General features: G+C 58.9%; 18 protein-coding genes and 1 pseudogene. All 19 read right to left on the bottom strand.

Features of this window, described 5'->3' with window-relative positions:
* A pseudogene (gene eno / locus MRS74_RS21960) lies at window positions 1–271 on the bottom strand (phosphopyruvate hydratase); the annotation flags it as partial.
* Between the two features lie 40 nt (window positions 272–311).
* Window positions 312–1,937 carry a CTP synthase gene (gene pyrG / locus MRS74_RS21965; protein WP_254582428.1) on the bottom strand — a complete coding sequence of 542 codons (1,626 nt, stop codon included), beginning with the start codon at window positions 1,935–1,937 and terminating at the stop codon, window positions 312–314.
* Window positions 1,938–2,147: 210 nt separating this feature from the next.
* Window positions 2,148–3,503: a tRNA lysidine(34) synthetase TilS gene (tilS, locus tag MRS74_RS21970; RefSeq protein WP_254582429.1), complete on the bottom strand. Its 1,356-nt coding sequence runs from the start codon at window positions 3,501–3,503 to the stop codon at window positions 2,148–2,150.
* 19 nt (window positions 3,504–3,522) lie between these two features.
* Window positions 3,523–4,473 carry an acetyl-CoA carboxylase carboxyl transferase subunit alpha gene (gene accA, locus MRS74_RS21975; RefSeq protein WP_254582430.1) on the bottom strand — a complete coding sequence of 317 codons (951 nt, stop codon included), beginning with the start codon at window positions 4,471–4,473 and terminating at the stop codon, window positions 3,523–3,525.
* Between the two features lie 310 nt (window positions 4,474–4,783).
* Window positions 4,784–8,278, bottom strand: a complete 3,495-nt coding sequence (gene dnaE, locus MRS74_RS21980) for a DNA polymerase III subunit alpha (protein ID WP_254582431.1) — start codon at window positions 8,276–8,278, stop codon at window positions 4,784–4,786.
* A gap of 6 nt (window positions 8,279–8,284) precedes the next feature.
* On the bottom strand, window positions 8,285–8,902 hold the full coding sequence (rnhB, locus tag MRS74_RS21985; protein ID WP_254582432.1) for a ribonuclease HII: 618 nt from the start codon (window positions 8,900–8,902) through the stop codon (window positions 8,285–8,287).
* Window positions 8,903–10,057, bottom strand: coding sequence for a lipid-A-disaccharide synthase (lpxB, locus tag MRS74_RS21990; protein ID WP_254582433.1), 1,155 nt, complete (start codon window positions 10,055–10,057; stop codon window positions 8,903–8,905).
* 6 nt (window positions 10,058–10,063) lie between these two features.
* The gene (gene lpxA / locus MRS74_RS21995; protein ID WP_254582434.1) at window positions 10,064–10,834 is read right to left on the bottom strand and encodes an acyl-ACP--UDP-N-acetylglucosamine O-acyltransferase; all 771 of its coding nucleotides are present in this window, start codon (window positions 10,832–10,834) and stop codon (window positions 10,064–10,066) included.
* A gap of 3 nt (window positions 10,835–10,837) precedes the next feature.
* The gene (fabZ, locus tag MRS74_RS22000) at window positions 10,838–11,278 is read right to left on the bottom strand and encodes a 3-hydroxyacyl-ACP dehydratase FabZ (protein ID WP_254582435.1); all 441 of its coding nucleotides are present in this window, start codon (window positions 11,276–11,278) and stop codon (window positions 10,838–10,840) included.
* Window positions 11,275–12,327 carry a UDP-3-O-(3-hydroxymyristoyl)glucosamine N-acyltransferase gene (lpxD, locus tag MRS74_RS22005; RefSeq protein WP_254582436.1) on the bottom strand — a complete coding sequence of 351 codons (1,053 nt, stop codon included), beginning with the start codon at window positions 12,325–12,327 and terminating at the stop codon, window positions 11,275–11,277. Before lpxD ends, fabZ begins: the two co-directional genes overlap by 4 nt.
* A gap of 6 nt (window positions 12,328–12,333) precedes the next feature.
* The gene (locus MRS74_RS22010) at window positions 12,334–12,831 is read right to left on the bottom strand and encodes an OmpH/Skp family outer membrane protein (RefSeq protein ID WP_254582437.1); all 498 of its coding nucleotides are present in this window, start codon (window positions 12,829–12,831) and stop codon (window positions 12,334–12,336) included.
* A gap of 9 nt (window positions 12,832–12,840) precedes the next feature.
* A complete protein-coding gene (gene bamA, locus MRS74_RS22015) occupies window positions 12,841–15,162 on the bottom strand; it encodes an outer membrane protein assembly factor BamA (protein ID WP_254582438.1) in 2,322 nt (773 codons plus the stop codon).
* 45 nt (window positions 15,163–15,207) lie between these two features.
* Window positions 15,208–16,560 carry a sigma E protease regulator RseP gene (rseP, locus tag MRS74_RS22020; RefSeq protein WP_254582439.1) on the bottom strand — a complete coding sequence of 451 codons (1,353 nt, stop codon included), beginning with the start codon at window positions 16,558–16,560 and terminating at the stop codon, window positions 15,208–15,210.
* 18 nt (window positions 16,561–16,578) lie between these two features.
* Complete coding sequence (locus MRS74_RS22025; RefSeq protein WP_254582440.1) at window positions 16,579–17,385, bottom strand: phosphatidate cytidylyltransferase; 807 nt, start codon at window positions 17,383–17,385, stop codon at window positions 16,579–16,581.
* The gene (uppS, locus tag MRS74_RS22030) at window positions 17,378–18,142 is read right to left on the bottom strand and encodes a polyprenyl diphosphate synthase (protein WP_254582441.1); all 765 of its coding nucleotides are present in this window, start codon (window positions 18,140–18,142) and stop codon (window positions 17,378–17,380) included. Before uppS ends, MRS74_RS22025 begins: the two co-directional genes overlap by 8 nt.
* 52 nt (window positions 18,143–18,194) lie before the next feature.
* Entirely contained in the window at window positions 18,195–18,752 is a 558-nt protein-coding gene (frr, locus tag MRS74_RS22035) for a ribosome recycling factor (protein ID WP_254582442.1), read from the bottom strand.
* Window positions 18,742–19,500: a UMP kinase gene (gene pyrH / locus MRS74_RS22040; protein WP_254582443.1), complete on the bottom strand. Its 759-nt coding sequence runs from the start codon at window positions 19,498–19,500 to the stop codon at window positions 18,742–18,744. The genes frr and pyrH overlap by 11 nt, the downstream gene beginning before the upstream one ends.
* A gap of 88 nt (window positions 19,501–19,588) precedes the next feature.
* Window positions 19,589–20,449: a translation elongation factor Ts gene (gene tsf, locus MRS74_RS22045; protein ID WP_254582444.1), complete on the bottom strand. Its 861-nt coding sequence runs from the start codon at window positions 20,447–20,449 to the stop codon at window positions 19,589–19,591.
* 113 nt (window positions 20,450–20,562) lie between these two features.
* Window positions 20,563–21,294, bottom strand: a complete 732-nt coding sequence (gene rpsB / locus MRS74_RS22050; protein ID WP_254582445.1) for a 30S ribosomal protein S2 — start codon at window positions 21,292–21,294, stop codon at window positions 20,563–20,565.
* Between the last annotated feature and the right edge of the window lie 141 nt (window positions 21,295–21,435).

Genomic DNA, 21,435 nt, shown 5'->3' on the forward strand with positions numbered 1-21,435 from the left:
CCAGCGTGCGCTGATCGGTAACATCCTGACCCAGCAGGGCTTCACGGATAGGACCCTTGATGGCAGCAACGGCCTTGAGAACACCCTTGCCCAGGTAGCGGGACTTGTCGCCGTCACGCAGTTCCAGCGCTTCGCGCGACCCTGTGGAGGCGCCGGACGGTGCGCAGGCACTGCCTATGACGCCGGACGCCAGAATGACGTCAGCTTCAACCGTCGGGTTGCCGCGTGAATCCAGTACTTCGCGCGCCTTGATATCTGCAATCTGTGCCATTTGGATCAAACTCCTCGCTTATTATGTATCCTGAAAACCGTTACTTGGCCTGCTGGGCCAGTGCAGCCTGAATAAAGCCGCTAAAAAGACCGTGACCATCGCGGGGTGACGAAGTAAATTCCGGATGGAACTGGCAGGCAACAAACCAGGGGTGATCCGGCACTTCAACCACTTCCACCAGTTCGCCATCGGCGGAACGGCCGGAGATGCACAGCCCCGCCTCTTCCAGCTGGGTAACATAGTTGTTGTTCACTTCATAACGATGACGGTGACGCTCGACAATACGGATCGAGTCATAGGCGCGGGCCACATTGGAGCCTTCCAGCAGCTGGCACTCCTGGGCACCCAAGCGCATGGTGCCACCCAGATCCGTGCTTTCGTCACGTACTTCGACATCGCCCTCGGACGTCGTCCACTCGGTGATAAGACCAATTACCGGATGCGCGCTCGTGGGTTCAAATTCGGTGGAGTTGGCGCCGACGAGACCCGCCACATTGCGGGCATATTCAATCACCGCAACCTGCATGCCCAGACAGATTCCCAGATAGGGTACCTTGTTCTCGCGGGCATACTGCACAGCCTTGATCTTGCCTTCCACGCCACGCTCACCAAAACCGCCCGGCACCAGGATCGCACTCACGCCCTTGAGGACATCAACCCCTTCCTGCTCAACGGTTTCAGAATCGATATAGCGAATATTGACCTTCTTGCGAACCTTGATGCCAGCGTGAGAGATGGACTCGATCAGCGACTTGTAGGCATCCAGCAGCTCCATGTACTTGCCGACCATGGCGATGGTGACTTCACCTTCGGGGTTCAGGTGGGCATCGGCCACCTGATCCCACTCGCTCAGATCTGCCGGCGGGCAATCCAGGTGGAAGCGTTCAACGACGATATCGTCGAGGTTCTGATCCTTGAGCATGCGCGGAATGCTGTAGATGGTTTTGGCATCCGGCAGGGAAATAACGGCGCGCTCTTCCACGTTGGTAAACATGGACAGCTTGCGGCGGGACGAAACCGGCAGCTCCTTCTCGGAGCGGCACACCAGAATGTCCGGCTGAATACCGATGGAGCGCAGCTCTTTCACCGAGTGCTGTGTCGGCTTGGTCTTGGTTTCGCCGGCCGTGGCAATGTAGGGCACCAGGGTCAGGTGCATGAAGAGCGCACGGGAGAAGCCCAGTTCCGCCTTCAGCTGACGCACAGCTTCAAGGAAGGGCAGGGATTCAATGTCACCCACGGTGCCACCGATTTCAACCAGGGCTACATCCGCATCACCGGCACCTTCGATTACGCGACGTTTTATCTCGTCGGTAATGTGCGGGATTACCTGAACGGTACCGCCCAGATAGTCGCCGCGGCGCTCCTTGAGCAGCACGTGCTGATATACACGGCCGGTAGTAAAGTTGTTGCGACGCCCCATGGTGGTACGAATAAAGCGCTCGTAGTGACCCAGATCCAGGTCAGTTTCGGCGCCATCTTCCGTCACGAACACCTCACCATGCTGAAACGGGCTCATGGTTCCCGGATCCACGTTAATGTACGGATCCAGCTTGAGCATGGTGACTTTCACACCTCGGGCCTCAAGAATGGCGGCCAAGGAAGCGGATGCAATGCCTTTGCCCAGCGAGGACACAACACCACCGGTGACGAAAATGTAACGCGTCATGCAAAACCTGTATGGTCGAAGGTTGAAAAAATGCGGGAAAATAACGAGCTCGAGATGGGGCTACAGGATAGCAAAAGCCCCCCTTGCAGACAATCGGAACCTTGCCCACAACTGCAGCCGGACACAGATCTCGTGCCTCTCAGGTACCGAAGCTCTAACCCCAAACGCTCTATCAAACCACGTTATCCCGAATCACGAATGGGCCGGCTATCAACGCAGTGCAGCACCCAGGGCGGGATGCCAGCCAGCAAGATAGCCCTTGTTTCCGGGCTCAGCCTGCCAGCCTTCACACACCCAGAGGCCTGGCACGGCGACGATCTCATCACCACACACCAGCAGGGGCCAGGTGTCGCGCAGCCAGGGCAGCACCCGATACTCTTGAAACAGTTTTTTCAGCGGATGGGAGCCGCTGCGCCCCGCGGGTCGACAGCGCTCACCTTCACGCCTGTAGCGCACGGCCACCCCCTCCAGCGTACCCAGGACAGACGCGTGCCGCCCTTTGCATTCAGGGGTGACGCGCTCTTCAGCCAGAGCCGCAACAATCGACAGATGCCCGTGCTGCAATGCTATATCACCCGGCACAAGCCTGATCTGCGCCAGCATTTCAGCGCTGGCCGCCTGGGGCTGCGCCAGCAGGAACAGGTCACCGCGATAACGCCGCAAAGTGTAGGAACCTATACGCAGTTGCGGCTGCCTGTCCTGACCTGCGCGCAGCACTTCCTGCTCGATACTCGCCAGCAGGGGCGCATTAACGGCTACCCCGCTACAGTCGGTCAGCCAGTGGCGCAGCAGGTTGCGCTGGCGCGGCGGCGACAGGGCACTCAGCGCCGTCCCCCTCAAGCCACCCTGGGGCCCCCGGCAGGCATCGAGATCATCCCGTGCCAGCTCATCCAGCAGCCCCGCGCTTTCATCCAGCAGCCCCGCGCTCAGACCCATGCGTGCCTGCACCCCCGGCCAGCGCTCAATCAGCGGCGCCATAACGCGGTGGCGGATAAAATTGCGGTCATAATCGATCGCACTGTTGGATGGATCGTCCACCCAGCGTAAACCTTGCTCCCGGGCCCAGAGTTCCAGCTCAGCGCGAGTCAGATCCAGCAGCGGGCGTAGCAGCCGGGCCGGACCAATGGCACGCTGACGAGGCATGCCGGCCAGGCCTTTTGGGCCGGCACCGCGCATGAGCCGCAGCAACAGCGTTTCAGCCTGATCATCGCTGTGATGACCCTGCAGCAGCAGATCACCCGGGCGAAGCTGCCGAACGAAAGCCGCATATCGGGCTTCGCGCGCATCCGCCTCGGAGGCCGAGTCAGGCGTTACATTCAGCACCTGAATCGCCAGCCCCAGCGACTTCGCCTGGGCCACACAGTGCGCAGCCCAGGCATCGGACGCGGGCTGCAGCTGATGATTGACGTGAAGCAGCAGGAGGCAGGTCCGATCCAGCACCCGGGCAGCCAGTTCGACCAGCACCCGGGAATCCAGACCACCGCTATAGGCAATCAGCCAGCGCCGCACATGATGCTGTTCAGCCAGTTGTCGCTCAAACGTCTGCAGCAATGCATCGACTGGCATCACCGCGCCTCAGATACGATCAGCTAAGGCCATAGGACATCAGACGCTCGTAGCGACGTTCCAGCAGCTCTTCGATCGGCAGGGCTTCAAATTTTTCCAGTGCCGTCAGCAGCTCCAGCTTCAGATTCGCCGCCGTCAGGGCAGGATCACGGTGCGCGCCGCCCAGCGGTTCGCTGACCACCTGATCCACCAGACCCAGCTCATGCAGACGACTGGAGGTAATCCCCATGGCCTTGGCCGCATCGGCCGCGCGCTCGGCGCTTTTCCACAGGATGGAGGCACAGCCCTCCGGGGAAATAACCGAGTAGGTGGAATACTGCAGCATCAGCAGCTTGTCGCAGACACCGATCGCCAGGGCGCCGCCGGAACCGCCCTCACCCACAACGGTGGAGATAATCGGCGTTTTCAGGCAGGACATCTTCGCCAGGTTGAAAGCGATGGCCTCGGACTGGCCGCGCTCTTCGGCATCGATACCGGGATAGGCACCCGGGGTGTCGATAAAGGTCAGCACCGGCATCTTGAAGCGCTCACCCATCTCCATGATACGCAGCGCCTTGCGGTAACCTTCCGGCCGCGGCATGCCGAAGTTGCGACGAATCTTTTCCTTGGTCTCGCGACCCTTCTGATGACCGATCACGACGACGGGTTTGCCGTCCAGCCGGGCGATACCACCCACGATGGCGGCGTCATCGGAAAAATGCCGGTCGCCGTGAATTTCATCGAAGTCTTCGAAAAGGTGACGTACATAATCGAGGGTATAGGGGCGCTTGGGGTGGCGCGCCAGCTGCGAAACCTGCCAGGCGGACAGGTTGGAGAAGATGGACGCGGTCAGATTGCGACTTTTCTCCTTCAGTTTGCCAAGCTCTTCCGACAGGTTGATGTCGCTGTCGTCGCCGACATGACGCAGCTCTTCGATCTTCGCTTCCAGTTCAGCAATGGGCTGTTCGAATTCGAGGTAATTCGGGTTCATTCGCGTCTGCTTCCGCTCTGCAATTCGGTTACTTGAAGATCATTCTTGAACAACAACAAACGGGCAATTCTACCCGTAGAGTCCTGCGATAACCACCCGCACATTACGCCGCTGGCGTGCCCGCATTATTAACCCGGAGGGTTAATGCATGAAGCAGGGATGCTTCAACATTGGCCGCAGGCCAATGCGAACGCCATCTCTTCACCCCCAAGAAGGCCAGCAAGCCCATGCACTTGCGCCCATTCTTTCAGGCTAAAGAGTTATGGCGTGATGCACAAATAGGGAGGGAACCTATTTGTGCGCTAGGTTATTAGTAGCGCAGTGCCACCGCGCCTGCGCCAAAGCGGTCCAGCAGCTTGAGTACCAGGTCATCACTGGCCTGTACCTTCCAGCTGTCACCGAAGGTCAGGCAGGCCTCGGCGTCAGGCCGCCTGTAGCGCAGCGTCACCGCCATGCTGCCATTGCCGCGGTGACTCTTCAGCACCTCGACCAGTTCGCGCAGCCGGCGGCCACCCAGGCTCTGGCTGTCACCACTGATTTCCAGACAGCGGGCGTACTGCGCCCGGGCTTCACTGATATCCATCACCCGGCTGCCCTTGACCTTGAGCCCCCCGTTGTAGTCATCCTGCAGCACTTCGCCTTCCATGATCAGCACCGCATCCTTGTTCAGCTTGCTGCGGGCCAGCTCGTAGGCCTCGCCGTACAGGGTCACATCGATGCGCGCACTGCGATCATCCAGGGTAACAAAACAGAGCGAGTCGCCCTTCTTGGTTTTCTTCAGTCGCAGGTCCACCACCAGACCTGCCATCTTCTGCTGACGCCCCCGGGCCGGCTGCACCTCGGAAATTTTCTTGCTGATAAAGTGGCTCAGTTCCTTCTGGTACTCATCAATGGGGTGGCCGGTCAGATAAAGCCCCAGGGTGTCCTTTTCGCCGGTCAGGCGCTCCTTGTCGGTCCATTCACGTACGCGGCTGTAGTCGGCGTAGGGATCGCGGGACTCTTCCACCGGCATCTCACCGAACAGGTCGAACATGCCGGCATCCTGATTGCGCGCGCTCTGATCCGCCGCCTTGAGGGCATCGGGGATGGCCTCGAACAGCACGGCGCGACTGGCGCCCAGGCGATCCAGGGCACCGGAGCGTACCAGCGCTTCCATCACGCGCTTGTTGAGCTTGCGCGCGCCTACACGCTGGCAGAAATCGAAGATATCGCTGAAATTGCCCTGACCATCCTTGCGCGCCTGCACTATGGCATCGATGGGGCCTTCACCCACCCCCTTGACGGCACCCAGGCCATAGACAATTTCCCCGGCCGGGTTGACGGTAAACATGTATTCACTGCTGTTTACATCCGGCACCGTGGGGGCCTGCCCCATGTTGCGGCACTCTTCGATAAAGATGACCACCTTGTCGGTGTTCTGCATATCGGAGGAAATAACCGCCGCCATAAAGGGCGCCGGGTAATGCGCCTTGAGCCAGGCCGTCTGGTAGGACACCAGTGCATAGGCAGCGGAGTGGGACTTGTTGAAGCCGTAGCCGGCGAACTTTTCCACCAGGTCGAAGATATTGCCCGACAGGTCGCGGTCGATGCCCTGCTGCTCACAGCCCTCCAGAAAGATGGCACGCTGCTTGGCCATTTCCTCGGGTTTCTTCTTGCCCATGGCACGACGCAGCATGTCGGCGCCGCCAAGCGTATAGCCCGCCATGACCTGGGCGATCTGCATGACCTGTTCCTGGTACAGGATGATGCCGTAGGTCGGTTCCAGCACGGGCTGCAGGCTGTCGAGCTGGTAATCCGGGTGCGGCCAGGCCATTTCGGCGCGGCCGTGCTTGCGGTTGATAAAGTCGTCCACCATGCCCGACTGCAGCGGCCCTGGCCGGAACAGCGCCACCAGGGCGACTATATCCTCGAAGCGGCTGGGCTTGAGGCGCCGGACCAGGTCCTTCATGCCGCTGGACTCCAGCTGGAACACCGCCGTGGTTTCGGCGCTCTGCAGCAGGTCGAAGGTGGTTTTGTCTTCCAGATCAATCAGCGATATATCCAGCGGCTCTTCGCCGGCGGGTACGCGGATGTTATTGATCGTTTTCAGCGCCCAGTCGATGATGGTCAGGGTCCGCAGACCCAGGAAGTCGAACTTCACCAGCCCGGCTTCCTCGACATCGTTCTTGTCGAACTGGGTTACCAGGCCCTCGCCCGCCTCGTCGCAGTAGGTGGCGGCGAAGTCCGTCAGCTTGGTCGGCGCAATCACCACGCCGCCGGCATGTTTGCCGACACCGCGGGTCACCCCTTCCAGCTTGTAGGCCATCTCCATGATTTCCTGCGCTTCTTCGCTGGATTCCACGAATTCGCGCAGCTGGGATTCCTGCTCCCAGGCCTTGCCGAGGGTCATGCCGACCTCAAACGGGATCAGCTTGGACAGCCGGTCCGCCAGACCAAAGGGCTTGCCCTGTACACGGGCAACATCGCGCACCACCGCCTTGGCCGCCATGGTACCGAAAGTGATGATCTGGGAGACCGCGTCGCGACCATAGGTGCGAGCCACATAGTCGATCACCTTGTCGCGGTTGTCCATGCAGAAGTCGATATCGAAGTCGGGCATGGAAACACGTTCCGGGTTCAGGAAGCGCTCGAACAGCAGGTCATACTCCAGCGGATCCAGATCGGTAATCTTCTGCGCATAGGCCACCAGGGAGCCGGCACCCGAACCACGCCCAGGCCCGACCGGCACGCCGTTCTCCTTGCCCCACTTGATGAAGTCCATCACGATCAGGAAGTAGCCGGGGAAACCCATCTGGATGATGATTTCGAGCTCGAACTCGAGCCGGTCGATATACAGCTGACGCTTGGCATCGTAGTCCGGGTCCGTACGATCGAGCAGGATCTTCAGACGCTCTTCCAGGCCATCGAAGCTGACCTGACGGAAGTAGTCATCCATCAGCATGCCTTCGGGCACCGGAAAGCGTGGCAGATAGTAAGTGCCAAGCTCAATCTCGATATTGCAGCGCCGGGCGATCTCGACACTGTTGGCTAGCGCCTCCGGAATATCGGCGAAGAGTTCGTGCATTTCCGCCGCCGAGCGGAAATACTGTTGATCGCTGTAATCCCGCGGCCGCCTGGAGTCATCCAGGGTGCGGCTGAGGTTGATGCAGACACGCGCCTCGTGGGCGTCAAAATCCTCTGCCGTGAGGAACATCACCTCATTGGTGGCGACCAGCGGGCAACCGGTTTCGTGGGCCATGGCGACACTGGCATGCACCAGGTCTTCCTCTCCCTGGCGCCCCGTGCGCTGAACTTCCAGATAATAGTTACCCGGGAAAACCTCCATCCATTCGCGCAGCACTGCAATGGGCGATACCTTGTCCGACTGCATGGCCCGGCCCACTTCTCCCAGGCGCCCGCCGGACAGCGCGATCAGACCCTCTGAACGCTCGCGGATCCAGGCCTTCTTCAGAATCGCCTTTTCACCGACGATATTCTGACCTTCGGCATAGGCCTGGGACACCAGCTCCATCAGGTTGCGATAGCCTTTGCCGTTGCGCACCAGCAGCGTCATGCGATGGGGCTCGCCAGCGGGATCCAACTCGTTCATGACGTGCACATCGACGCCACAGATGGGCTTGATACCGGCGTTCAGCGCAGCCTTGTAAAACTTGATGGTGGCAAAGAGGTTGCTCTGATCGGTCACCGCCACCGCCGGCATGCCGGCAGCCTTGGCCGCCGCGACCGCTTCCTTGACCCGCACCAGTCCATCGACCAGGGAGTATTCGGTATGCAGACGCAGGTGAACGAATTGGGGTGTCGCCATGGGTACTCAGTCTCCGGGTTGCAGCAGTGCTCGCACCGGGCGAAAACTGCGGCGATATTCAGGCAGGGGTCCCAGACGGCGCAGTGCGGCCAGATGGGCCGGCGTCGGGTATCCCTTGTGTTGCGCAAAGCCATAGTCGGGATGCAGGCGGTGCAGGTCGGCCATCTCCTGATCACGCACCACCTTGGCAATGATCGAGGCGGCACTGATCGCCGGCACTTTGGCATCACCCTTTATAACGGCCTCGCTCGGACAGGCCAGCGGCGGGCAGCGATTGCCGTCGATCAGGGCGAAATCGGGCTGAACGGATAGCCCTGCCACTGCGCGCTGCATCGCCAGCATGGTGGCATGCAGAATATTCAGTTCATCAATTTCGGCCGGACTCGCCGAGGCCACACACCAGGCTAGCGCCTTGTCGCAGATTTCGCTGAACAGCGCCAAACGCCTCTTCTCGCTCAGCGCCTTGGAATCCGCCAGACCCGCTATAGGACGTGTCGGGTCCAGAATCACCGCAGCAGCCACTACATTGCCGACCAGGGGCCCGCGACCGACCTCGTCGACGCCGGCTACCCGTTTGCCGGCACCCTGCTCTGCGCCGAAAAAATCAAATTCCTGCAGTTGCATTTACAGTGACCTGTCGGCGAGCAGCTGCACAATCGCTTCGGCGGCGCGCTCATCGGCATCACAGTTGAGCGTTTCGTGTATCTCGGCGAAACGCTCACGCAGCATGGCCGCATGGGCCGGATCTTCCAGCTGCTGCAACAACAGCGGCCCCAGCACCTCGGGACGCACCTCATCCTGCAGCACCTCAGGCACCAGCGGTGCATCGGCCAGCAGGTTGGGCAAGGAAATAAAGCGGCTCTTGATTAGCCGTGACAGTATGCGGTGCGTCAGCCCGGCCATGCGATAGGCCACCACCATGGGCTTTTTCAACAGCATGGCTTCCAGAGTCGCGGTGCCGGAGGCGATCAGAATGACATCGGCGGCCTGCATCAGCGTGCGGGACTGCTTCAGATACAACTCGACCTGCAGGTCGGAAAACTCAGTATCAATGAGTTCGCGCAGTGTCTGCAGACGGGTTTCGTTCGCCGCCGGCAGCACAAAGCGCAACTGCGGCCGGCGCTGCCTGAGCCAGCGAGCCGTTTCCAGAAACGGCCGTGCCAGGTACTTCAGCTCGCCGCCACGACTGCCGGGCAGCAATGCCACGACCTCATCCCCAACCGCCAGGCCGAGCTGCCCGCGCGCCTCGGCGGTATCGGGCTGCAGCGGGATCTGACTGGCCAGCGGATGGCCGACAAAACTGACACGCTGCCCATTTTCCTGATAAAAACGCGCCTCAAACGGAAACAGCGTCAGCATCAGATTCGTGGTCTGCAGAATCTTGAACACACGCTTGCGACGCCAGGCCCAGACCGACGGACTGACATAATGCACCGTGGGGATGCCTGCGCTGCGCAGCGCGCCTTCCAGGTTCAGGGTAAAGTCCGGCGCATCAATACCGATAAAGAGATGCGGACGTGTAGCGGTGAAGTGCTGGCGCAGGTTACGGCGAATGCCCATCAGTTCAGGCAGCCGACCGAGCACCTCGACCAGCCCCATCACCGACAGGCGCTCCAGTGGATAGAGCGAACGGCAGCCTGCGGCGATCATCAGATCACCGCCGATACCTTCGACTTCAAGATCGGGAAAGCGCCGACGCAGCGCCTCTATCAGACCGGCCCCCAGAATGTCCCCCGAGGCCTCCCCGGCAACAATGCCGATACGCAGTGACTGCGACACCGGCCGCTACCGGATGATGCCGCGGGTCGAAGCCTGCAGCGAATCAATCAGCAATTGCAGTTCCGGGCAGTCGCTACGCATCTGCTCAAGCTGTTCCAGTGCCTGCTCCAGCGTCAGACGCTGACGATAGACCACCTTGTAGGCCTGACGCAGGGTGCGCAACGCCTCGGGCGAATAACCCCGGCGGCGCAGACCTTCGGTATTGATACCGTGCGGCGTCGCCGTATTGCCGGTGGCCATGACATAGGCCGGAATATCCTTGAGTACCACACTGCCGGCACCGCACATCACATGGGCGCCGATATGGCAGAACTGATGCACCGCGGTAAAGCCGCCCAGAATGGCGTGATCACCTACATGCACATGGCCTGCCAGCGCGGCATTGTTGGCCAGGATCACATGATCGCCCACCATACAGTCATGGGCCACATGGGTGTTGGCCATGAACAGGTTATGACTGCCGATGCGGGTCAGGCTCTGATCCTGCACCGTGCCACGGTGCACGGTCACGCCTTCGCGGAAGATATTGTGATCGCCCACTTCGAGCCGCGTCGGCTCACCGGCGTACTTCTTGTCCTGGCACTCCTCGCCAATGGAGGCGAACTGGAAGATACGATTATGCCGCCCGATCCGGGACGGGCCTCGGACCACCACATGGGGGCCTATAACCGTACCTTCACCGATTTCTACGTCGGGTCCGATAATGCTCCAGGGCCCGATCTCCACGTCGGACGCAATCTTGGCACTGGCATCAACAATGGCGTGGGAGTCGATCAAGGGTTACACCTTTCTATCTGCACACAGAATGGTTGCGGAGCTGACGGTATCGCCGTCGACGGAGGCACGTACGGCAAATTTCCAGATGCCACGGCGCTCGGACAGTTTGCGGGCTTCCAGACGCAGCTGGTCACCGGGCACCACGGGGCGTTTGAAGCGCAGGTCGTCAGCGCCAACGAAGTAATAGATTGAACCGTCCTGGGGTTTCTTGTCCATGGTTTTGAAACCCAGGATGCCCGCCGCCTGCGCCATCGCCTCGACGATCAGCACACCCGGCATGACCGGATGATCAGGGAAATGGCCGTTGAAGAACGGTTCGTTAACCGTAACGTTCTTGATCGCGACGATGGACTCACCCACTTCCAGCTCAAGTACCCTGTCAACCAGCAGAAAAGGGTATCGGTGAGGCAGATACTCCCGGATTTCCTTAACGTCCATCATCATTCTTTATGACCTTCAATAGAATTAAGCTCGATTGTCTGTTCAAGTTTCGCAACACGCCGGGCGAGTTCATCCAGCTGCTTGAAACGCACTACATTGCGCTTCCAGCTCTTATGCGGTTGCAGCCCCGTACCTGACGAGTAGGCGCCAGGCTCGGAAATAGACTTGCTCACCAGCGACATGGCGGTGATATGAGTACCGGCGGCAATTGTCAGGTGACCGGTAATACCCGACAGGCCCGCTATAGTGCAGCGCTCGCCGATTTTAGTGCTTCCGGCAACAGCGGTACAGCCGGCAATAGCCGTACCCGCACCTATGTGCACGTTGTGAGCGATCTGAATCTGGTTGTCCAGTTTCACACCGTCGCCAATAAAGGTGTCGTCCAGCGCGCCCCTATCGATGGTCGTGCCAGCACCGATTTCGACATCATCACCGACAGTGACGCCGCCCAGCTGACATATTTTCACCCAGCGGCCAGAGTCGGAAGCAAAACCAAAACCATCAGCCCCCAGCACCGCGCCGGAATGCACAATGCAGCGCGCCCCCAGCGTGACGCCATCATACAGCACCACACCGGCCTCGACGCGGCTGTTTTCCCCGATGTGACAGGAGGTGCCGATCACCGCATGGGGCCCGATGAAGGCACCCGCAGCGACTACAGAGCCTGCACCAATCACTGCCTGGGCGCCGATCTCGGCGCCGGGGTCCAGCTGCACGTCCGCCGCCACTACCGCCGTGGGATGAACGCCCGGCAGTACCTCGCTGCGCCAGTCAAACAACTGACTCACACGGGCATAGGCCAGATAGGGGTCATCCACCAGAATGGCCGCATTAGGTACTGACTCAAGATGCCCGGCACGCACCAGCACAGCGCCGGCCAGGCTTGCACGCAGCTGTGACAGGTAACGGCCATTGGCAAAAAACGAAAGCTGGCCTGGGCCAGCTGATTGCAGGGTCGCGAGGCCGGAAACCCGGTAGTCCGGGTCACCCTTCACCTCGCCGCCGATCAGATCGGCGATATCCTTAAGCCTGATAGTTCGAGTCGCCGCCATAGGGGCCTAGAGCTTATTCAGCTGTTCAATGACCAGGGGCGTGATATCCAGCTCAGTGCGGATAAACACCGTCGCCTGCTTGGCCAGCACAACATCAAAACCCTTTTGCTTGATCAGGTCACGAATAATTTGGTCCAGCTTGGGACGCATTTCCTGCAGAAAATCGCGCTCGCGTTCGGCCCTTTTCTGCTGCAGCTCCTGCCCCATCTTCTGGTACTGGCCGTAGGCCTTCTGAAACTGCAGTGCGAGCTGCTTGGCATCATCGCTGGACTGCAGCCCCTGATTTTTGCGCAGCTTGTCTTGCAGCCCCTTCGCCTGCTTCTCCATCTCAACAACCTGCTTTTCCTCGGAGGCCAGCTCGCGCTTGAGACCTTCCCGGAAAGTGGTGGCCGCCTTGGATTTCAGCAAAGCCTCTTCAACACTCAGTACAGCAATGGATTCCGCCGCTGCCTGCAGCGAAAACACGGCAACCAGTACCAGCAGCATGCCACGAATTGCGTTCATCATAGATCCTTAAAAGGTCTGCCCGAGGGCAAACTGGAAGATTTCAGTATCATCGCCATCCTTATCATTCAGCGGCACCGCCAGTGCAACCGACAGCGGCCCTACCGGCGTCAGCCAGCTCAGACCCACACCCACCGAGTAGCGAATATCGCCAAGGTCGACACCCTCGGTGCAGTTGGTCGCGCCTGTCAGGCAATCCGTGGTGAAGACGTTACCGGCATCCATGAATGCCAGGGTGCGCCAGCCCGACTGATCGCTGATAAAGGGCGTCGGGAAGATCAGCTCCAGCGAGCCCACCATCAGGACGTTACCGCCGAAGGGGTCTGCATCGGTGCTGGAGTCACGCGGCCCCAGGGAGTTGTTCTTGTAACCCCGCACGGTTTTCAGACCGCCGGCGTAGTAGTTCTTGAAGAACGGATAGGCATTACCGCCCAGGCTGTCGGCATAACCGATACGCCCGCCGGCACCCAGCACCCAGGTCTCGACACTGTTCAGCGGCTCGAAGAGTTCACTGCGGTACAGGCCCTTAATGTACGTCAGGTCACTGCCCGGCACCGCCGCTTCAAGCGACAGGCTCTGGGAGTAGCCGCTGGTCGGGAAGATGCCGCGATTGAGGTGATTATCCGCCCAGGACGCTTTGAGCAGCCAGCTCAGATAGGTATCGTCCCCTTCCTCATCAATGAACGTAATAATTTCCGGTGCCGTGGAGCTAAAGGTGTTAATGCTGATGGACTCAAAGCCAGCACCGAAGCTCAGGCGCTGATAGTCATCGATCGGGTAACCGAAGTTCACACCGGCACCGTATTCATCGGTGGTGTAGCTACTGACATCGTTCTCGTCAAAGTCGCGTTCGCGGTAGAACACATCGAAACCACGGCTGACGCCATCAACGGTGTAGAACGGATCCGTGTAATTGAAGCTGTATTCGGTCAGGGTCGAGCTGTTGGACAGGTTAAAGCCCACCTTCTTGCCGCTGCCAAAGAAGTTGTCCTGCTGCACACCCAGCTGCAGGATAATGCCGTCGCTCTGGGAGAAACCGACTGCGGCGGTAAACTGACCCGATGGCTGCTCGGCGACGGTGTATTCCACGTCCACCTGATCATTGGTGCCCGGCACCGGACGCGTCTGCACATCAACCGACTTGAAATAGCCGGTACGGGACAGCCGCTCTTTGGATTTCTCGATTTTCTCGGCAGAGGCAATACCCGCTTCCATCTGGGTCAGCTGCTGACGTACCACTTCATCGGCGGTGGTCGTGTTGCCCTTGATCAGGATACGGCGCACATAGGTACGCTGACCCGGCTCGATAAAGTAACGCAGCGAGACAGTGTTGTCCTCCTCATGCAGGGTAGGCACGGGGCTGACGTTGGCGAACATGTAACCGTTGTCACCCAGCTTGCGCACCAGGCGCTCCTGGGAGTCAGTCATGCGCTGACGTGAAAAGACCTGTTCGGATTCAACCTGCAGTTCAGCTTCGAGCTCTTCCCGTGGCACCGCCATGGTGCCGGCAAGATCGACATTGCGCACCCGGTACTGCTCACCTTCAGTGACGTTAACCGTGATGTAGACGTGTTTCTTGTCGGGGGAAATGCTGACCTGGGTCGAGTCGACAGCGAAATTGATGTAGCCGCGATCAAGATACCAGGACCGCAGGCGTTCGATATCGCCCGACAGCTTCTCGCGCGAATAGCGATCGTCATCCGTGATGAAGCTCCAGAAACTGGGCAGCTTCAGCTCGAACAGCTGCTCCAGCTCTGCATCGTCAAACACGCTGTTGCCGACCACATTGATGTGCTGAATGGTGGCGACTTCGCCTTCGCGAATATCGATATTCAGCGCCACCCGGTTGCCCGGCAGCGTCTCGACTTCCGCGGAGACGGCAGCGCCGTAGCGGCCCTGGGCCACATAGAGACGCTGCAGGTCCAGCTGAATGCGATCAAGCGCCGCACGCTTGAAAACTTCGCCTTCCTGCAGACCGCTCTGCTTCAGACCCTCGAGCAAATCCTTTTCCTTGAGTACCTTGTTACCCTCAAGGCGGATCAGGCTTACCGACGGGCGTTCTTTCAGCCGCAGTACCAGCACATCGCCATCGCGCAGCAGCTCGACATCATCAAAATAGCCGGAGCTGAACAGCTGCCGGGATGCCCGCGTAAGGTCGTACTGCGATACCAGGTCACCGGTGGCTATCGGGAAGTTGCGAAATACGTTCCCGGGCTCAATCCGCTGCAGCCCTTCCAGGCGGATATCGGTTACGGTAAAAGGTGCAATGGCGGCGTGCGCCAGACTCCCCCAACATATCAGGGAGAAAAGAAGTCCGAATCTGAGTTTCATGAACTACTTCTTATTCCGTCAAAAAAACAGGCAACCATGCCATTTCTACAGCCGCATCAGGTCATTAACGATTGCAACTGCCATCAGGGAAAACAATAAAGCCATACCGATCCTGAGCCCGAACATCTGCACCCGTTCGCTAACGGGCCTGCCGCGCAGTGCCTCAAGCCCGTAGTAAAACAGGTGCCCACCATCCAGCATCGGGATAGGGAGCAGGTTCAACACCCCAAGACTAATACTCAGATATGCCAGAAAACTGACAAAGGACTCGAGTCCGGACGCCGCCGAAGCCCCAGCCACTTTAGCAATGGTGATCGGGCCGCTCAAGTTTTTTACCGATATCACACCCTCGAGCATTTTCCAGATGGATTCGAGGGTTAAACCTATCATTTGCCCGGTCTTGGCAACCGCCACACCCAGCGCATCAACAGGCCCATATCTCAGTGTGCGTTCCATTTCCGCCGGCCAGCTGATCGCCTGTACGCCCGCACCTATATAACCGATGGGACCAGCCTCGCTGTCGCGCACTTCCGGCGTCAGCGCGATATCGAGCCGACCGCCACTGCGTTCCACCACCAGCTGCAGTGTCTGACCGGCACTGGCGCGCACCCGCTCAACCAGTGTCATCCAGTCGTCGATGGCGTCTCCATCAATGCTCAGTACCTGATCGCCAGTTTGCAAACCCGCAGCCGCCGCCTGACCGCCCTCCAGCAGCTGGCCGAGAATGGCCGGCACTGGAGGCTGGTAAGGCCGCAGGCCCAGCGCACGCAGCGGACTCTCGCGTTCAACATCGACCTGCCAGGCATCCAGCCGCACCGGATAGGTTACCGGCGTAGCGGCATCGTCATAGCGTACGCGCAGGGACAGGGTCCGGCTATCACCGATATGGGACGCCAGACGCAGATTCAGCTCCTCCCAGGAATGCAGGTCGTTGCTATCGAGCCCCACCACTTCTCCACCGGATTCAACACCGGCCTCGTAGGCGGGCGTACCCGGCAGAACCTGGCCGATCACCGGCGCCACTGTACTCACACCTATAACGTACATGGCCCAGTAGGCCAGCACGGCAAACAGCAAGTTAACCACCGGGCCGGCCGCCACTATGGCACTGCGCGCCCACAGCGGCTTGTTGTTGAAAGCCTGGGAGCGCAGGGCTTCGGGAACAGCCTCTTCGCGTTCGTCGAGCATGCGCACGTAGCCACCCAGCGGTATAGCAGCCACCACATACTCTGTGCCCTGGCGATCACGCCGGGACCAGAGCGGTTTGCCAAAGCCTACGGAAAAACGCAGCACCTTGACGCCACAGCGCCGGGCGACCCAGAAGTGCCCCCACTCATGAATGGTGACCAGCAGCCCCAGGGTGACCAGGGTGGCTAGCAGGGTATGCAGAATACTCATCACAACTCCACGCTGGCGTCAGGCAATCAACCAGATCCCGAGCACGAATACGGGAGCGGCGGCCGTCAGGCTGTCGATTCGATCCAGTACACCACCGTGCCCTGGCAACATGCAACCACTGTCCTTGATGCCCTGATGACGCTTGAGCATGCTCTCGAACAGATCACCCAGCACAGACGCAAGACCGGTGCACAGGGACAGCACGACGAGATAGACCAGCTGCAGCAGTGGGAGTTCACGCGCCAGCCCATAAACCGCACCAACCAGTACGCAGCACAGCAAGCCGCCCCAAAGCCCCTCGCGGGTCTTGCCGGGGCTGACATTGGGCGCCAGCTTGTTGTGCCCCCAGGCCTTGCCGCTGATATAGGCACCGATGTCCGACGCCCACACCAGCAGCAGCAACAACAGGATAAGTACGCCACCCTGATCGAGCCGCTTGAGTTCCACCAGCGCAAACCAGCTGCTGATCAGCACCAGATAACCGATAGCCAGACGACTACTGCGGGCATGCCAGACACTAACACCCGGGTAGCTCACCACCCAGGAGAGCGCCAGCAGCCAGAAGAGCACGCTGAGCAGCATCAACAGCTGCACCGGCACCCAGGGCTTGATAACAATACAGAGCCCGAGCAGCACACCCAGACCACCGCTGAATGTCAGGCGGGATGCCAGGCGCTCAAAGCCAGCCAGCTGACTCCACTCCCAGGCCCCCAGCAGCATGGCCGCGGCCACAAAGAGTTCAAAACCCGGCAGAGGCAGCAGAAACACGCCCGCCAGGGTCATCGGCGCCAGCACCAATGCCGTAATTAGTCGCTGTTTAAGCACCGCGTTCCGCCTCTATCTGTTCACTGGTCTTGCCAAAGCGGCGCTGACGGCCGCAATAGTCCCTGATGGCCGCGTTCAACTCGTGTTTGCCAAAATCAGGCCAGAAACAGTCAGCAAAATAAAGTTCGGTATAGGCCAATTGCCAGATCAGGAAGTTGCTGATCCGCTGCTCCCCCGCCGTACGTATGCACAGGTCAGGCTTAGGCTGATCCGACAGCATGCAGTAGCCATCGAACAGCGCCTCATCCACCGCATCCGGGTCCAGAGTTCCGGCAACGCAGTCGCGGGCAATCGCAGCAGCGGCCTGGGTAATATCCCAGCGCCCGCCATAATTGGCAGCGATATTCAGATTGAGGGTAGTGTTGCCGGCCGTGAGCGTTTCAACTTCTTCCATCTTGCGCTGCAAGGAAGCACTGAAACGGCTGCGATCGCCAATAATGTGCAGACGAATGCCGTTCTTTTCCAGCTTGCGCGCCTCACGCTCGAGCGCACGCATGAACAGCTCCATCAGCCCTTTGACCTCAAGCGCGGGGCGGCGCCAGTTCTCGCTGCTGAATGCAAACAGGGTAAGCGATTCCACGCCCTGCTCGATACAGCCCTCGATCACCTGTCGCACACTTTCGACACCCGCACGGTGGCCCGCAAGACCTGGCAGACGACGGGCTTTGGCCCAACGGTTATTGCCATCCATGATGATGGCAATATGACGTGGCAATTCCGTGCCCAAAGTATTATTGGAAATATTATTCACCGACATAAGACAATACGCGGGGCACCCGACACCCAGGCACCGGGCGCCCCGACGGTCATCAGATTTCCATCAAGTCCGTTTCTTTCTGCTCAAGCAGCTTGTCTACTTCAGCCACGTACTTGTCCGTGAGTTTCTGCACCTGGTCTTCGGCACGACGACCTTCGTCCTCAGAGACCTCCTTGTCCTTGAGCAGGTCCTTGATCGTGCCGTTGGCATCACGCCGTACGTTGCGAATCGATACACGGCCGTTCTCCGCTTCCTGACGCGCCTGACGGATATAGCCCTTGCGGGTCTCCTCGGTCAGCGCCGGCATCGGCAGGCGGATGGTATCGCCATTGGTGGACGGGTTAAGCCCCAGATCGGATTTCATGATCGCTTTTTCGATCACGCTGACCATCTGTTTTTCCCAGGGATTGATTGCCAGAGTGCGGGAATCTTCCACACTCACGTTGGCCACCTGGGTGATAGGTACATCGCTGCCGTAATAACTGATGGTCAGCGAATCCAGAATGCTCGGATGAGCACGCCCGGTACGAATGCGTTTGAAGTGATCAACCAGAGACTCGATGCTCTTGGCCATGCGTACTTCTGCGTCTTTAACTATTTCATTCAGCATATTTTTCTCCTACTCCTTCAGCGCCGTCTATCAGGGTGCCTTCATCACCACCCACAACCAGATTGACCAGTGCACCGGGTTTGTTCATGTTGAACACCCGTACCGGCATCTGATGGTCGCGAGTCAGACAAATGGCCGTCAGATCCATTACGCCGAGCTGCTTCTCGATCGCTTCGTCATAATTGAGATGTACGTAGCGTTTGGCCTTCGGATCTTTCATGGGATCTGCGGTATAGACGCCGTCCACCTTGGTCGCCTTGAGCACCACATCCGCTTCCACCTCGATGCCCCGCAGACAGGCTGCAGAATCGGTCGTGAAGAAGGGGTTGCCGGTACCGGCGGCAAAGATCACGACATCGCCCTGATTCAGGTAGCGCATCGCATTGCGGCGGTCATAGTGATCCACAACTCCGCTCATGGGAATGGCAGACATGACACGGGTATCGATATTGCTGCGCTCCAGCGCATCGCGCATTGCCAGCGCGTTCATCACTGTGGCCAGCATGCCCATATGATCTCCGGTCACCCTGTCCATGCCGGCTGCACTCAGCGCCGCACCACGAAACAGGTTGCCCCCGCCGATAACCATACCAACCTGCACGCCTATACCGACCAGCTGGCCGATTTCAAGCGCCATGCGGTTCAGCACTTTGGGATCAATACCGAAATTATCGTCGCCCATCAGGGCTTCGCCGCTCAACTTGAGGAGAATACGTTTATATCTGGAGTGTCTGTCACTGGCAGGCATCTAGAAGTCTCCGCTCAAACGAGATCAGGTCAGTGTAGCAAGGAGGAAGATTGCGCCAGCAAGGCGCAATCTGTATCACGAATTGCGATCAGCCTTTCAGCTGAGCTGCAACTTCAGCGGCGAAGTCGGTTTTTTCGACTTCGATGCCTTCACCCACTTCAATGCGGACAAAAGACAGCACTTCACAACCCGCCTGCTTAACCAGGTCGCCGACTTTCTGCTCAGGGTTCTTGACGAACGCCTGCTCAACCAGGCTGTTTTCAGCCAGGAACTTGGCGATACGGCCCACAACCATCTTCTCGGCGATTTCTGCCGGCTTGCTGGCCATGTCCGGCTGGGCCAGAATGATTTCCTTCTCTTTGGCAACCACTTCAGCCGGCATGTCGTCCTTGCTGACAACCTGCGGGTTGACCGCAGTTACGTGCATGGCGATATCCTTGGCCAGTTCAGCTTCACCACCGCTCAGGGCAACCAGTGCCGCCAGCTTGTTGGTGCTGTGAACGTAGAAACCAACAGTGTTGCCTTCAACCAGAATCACGCGACGAACAGAGATGTTCTCGCCGATTTTCTGTACCAGAGCTTCACGGGCGGCATCCAGTTCGCCGACCATCAGCGCAGCAACGTCGGTCTGCTTGGAGGCGAAAGCCTGTGTCAGAACCTTGTCGACAAACGCCAGGAAACCGGCATCGCGCGCAGCGAAGTCAGTTTCAGAGTTAACTTCGATAGCAACAGCGTAGCTGTTATCGTCGGCCACTTTAACGGCAACAACGCCATCAGCAGCTGTACGGCTAGCTTTCTTGGCAGCCTTCATACCGGACGCTTTGCGCATATCTTCGATCGCAAGCTCGATGTCGCCGTTCGCTTCAGCCAGTGCTTTTTTGCACTCCATCATGCCCAGGCCGGTACGCTCGCGCAGTTCCTTGACCAGCGCAGCAGAGAAGTTAGCCATGTCGTTTTTCCCCATCTATTCACGTATTAACGCATTGATTCAAATTCAAAAAAGGGGAGCAGAGCCCCCCTTATGCAAGTACGAAGAGACTATTCAGTCTGCTCGACAGGCGATTACTCGCCAGCCGACTCTTCTACTTCAACGAATTCGTTTTTAGCACCGCCCTGTTCAGCACCTTCGACGCAAGCATCAGCTGCAGCCTTGGCGTAGATCTGAATGGCACGCAGAGCGTCATCGTTGCCCGGGATGACATAATCAATGCCGTCCGGGTTGCTGTTGGTATCAACAATACCGATAACCGGGATACCCAGTTTGTTGGCTTCGTTGACAGCAATACGCTCGTGATCAACGTCGATCACGAACAGTGCGTCCGGCAGGCCGCCCATTTCCTTGATACCGCCAATGGAACGTTCCAGCTTTTCCATTTCGCGCTGACGCATCAGCGCTTCTTTCTTGGTCAGCTTGGCGAAGGTGCCGTCAGCAGACTGGGCTTCCAGGTCGCGCAGACGACGGATGGACTGACGAATGGTCTTGTAGTTAGTCAGCATGCCACCCAACCAGCGATGGTTGACATACGGCATGCCTGCACGGCTGGCTTCTTCCTGGACGATCTTGCTAGCTGCACGTTTGGTACCAACGAACAGGATCTTGTTCTTGTTGGTAGCCATACCTTTAACCACATCCAGCGCGCCATTCAGGGCAGGCAGGGTGTGCTCGAGGTTAATGATATGAATTTTATTGCGTGCGCCGAAAATGAACTTGGACATTTTCGGGTTCCAGTAGCGAGACTGGTGACCAAAGTGAACGCCTGCCTTAAGCAGGTCACGCATAGTGACTTTTGCCATCTGATAAAAACTTCCTGAATTTTAATGGGTTAAACCTCCACGTATCCCAGCATCCAACCGCGAGCGGCACCCTGGAAACTGTGTCGATACGTGTGTGGCGATATTCCCCAAAGCTAGGGCGCTTTTAGGGAGGCGGATTTA

This window comes from Marinobacterium sedimentorum, from assembly GCF_024267675.1.
Lineage (GTDB): Bacteria > Pseudomonadota > Gammaproteobacteria > Pseudomonadales > Balneatricaceae > Marinobacterium_A > Marinobacterium_A sedimentorum.

Coding starts and splice junctions, on each gene's coding strand:
- accA (WP_254582430.1), bottom strand. CDS start 4,473: ATGAACCCGAATTACCTCGAATTCGAACAGCCCATTGCTGAACTGGAA.
- tilS (WP_254582429.1), bottom strand. CDS start 3,503: ATGCCAGTCGATGCATTGCTGCAGACGTTTGAGCGACAACTGGCTGAA.
- rnhB (WP_254582432.1), bottom strand. CDS start 8,902: ATGCAACTGCAGGAATTTGATTTTTTCGGCGCAGAGCAGGGTGCCGGC.
- fabZ (WP_254582435.1), bottom strand. CDS start 11,278: ATGATGATGGACGTTAAGGAAATCCGGGAGTATCTGCCTCACCGATAC.
- lpxD (WP_254582436.1), bottom strand. CDS start 12,327: ATGGCGGCGACTCGAACTATCAGGCTTAAGGATATCGCCGATCTGATC.
- rseP (WP_254582439.1), bottom strand. CDS start 16,560: ATGAGTATTCTGCATACCCTGCTAGCCACCCTGGTCACCCTGGGGCTG.
- bamA (WP_254582438.1), bottom strand. CDS start 15,162: ATGAAACTCAGATTCGGACTTCTTTTCTCCCTGATATGTTGGGGGAGT.
- uppS (WP_254582441.1), bottom strand. CDS start 18,142: ATGTCGGTGAATAATATTTCCAATAATACTTTGGGCACGGAATTGCCA.
- MRS74_RS22010 (WP_254582437.1), bottom strand. CDS start 12,831: ATGAACGCAATTCGTGGCATGCTGCTGGTACTGGTTGCCGTGTTTTCG.
- pyrG (WP_254582428.1), bottom strand. CDS start 1,937: ATGACGCGTTACATTTTCGTCACCGGTGGTGTTGTGTCCTCGCTGGGC.
- pyrH (WP_254582443.1), bottom strand. CDS start 19,500: ATGCCTGCCAGTGACAGACACTCCAGATATAAACGTATTCTCCTCAAG.
- rpsB (WP_254582445.1), bottom strand. CDS start 21,294: ATGGCAAAAGTCACTATGCGTGACCTGCTTAAGGCAGGCGTTCACTTT.
- dnaE (WP_254582431.1), bottom strand. CDS start 8,278: ATGGCGACACCCCAATTCGTTCACCTGCGTCTGCATACCGAATACTCC.
- frr (WP_254582442.1), bottom strand. CDS start 18,752: ATGCTGAATGAAATAGTTAAAGACGCAGAAGTACGCATGGCCAAGAGC.
- tsf (WP_254582444.1), bottom strand. CDS start 20,449: ATGGCTAACTTCTCTGCTGCGCTGGTCAAGGAACTGCGCGAGCGTACC.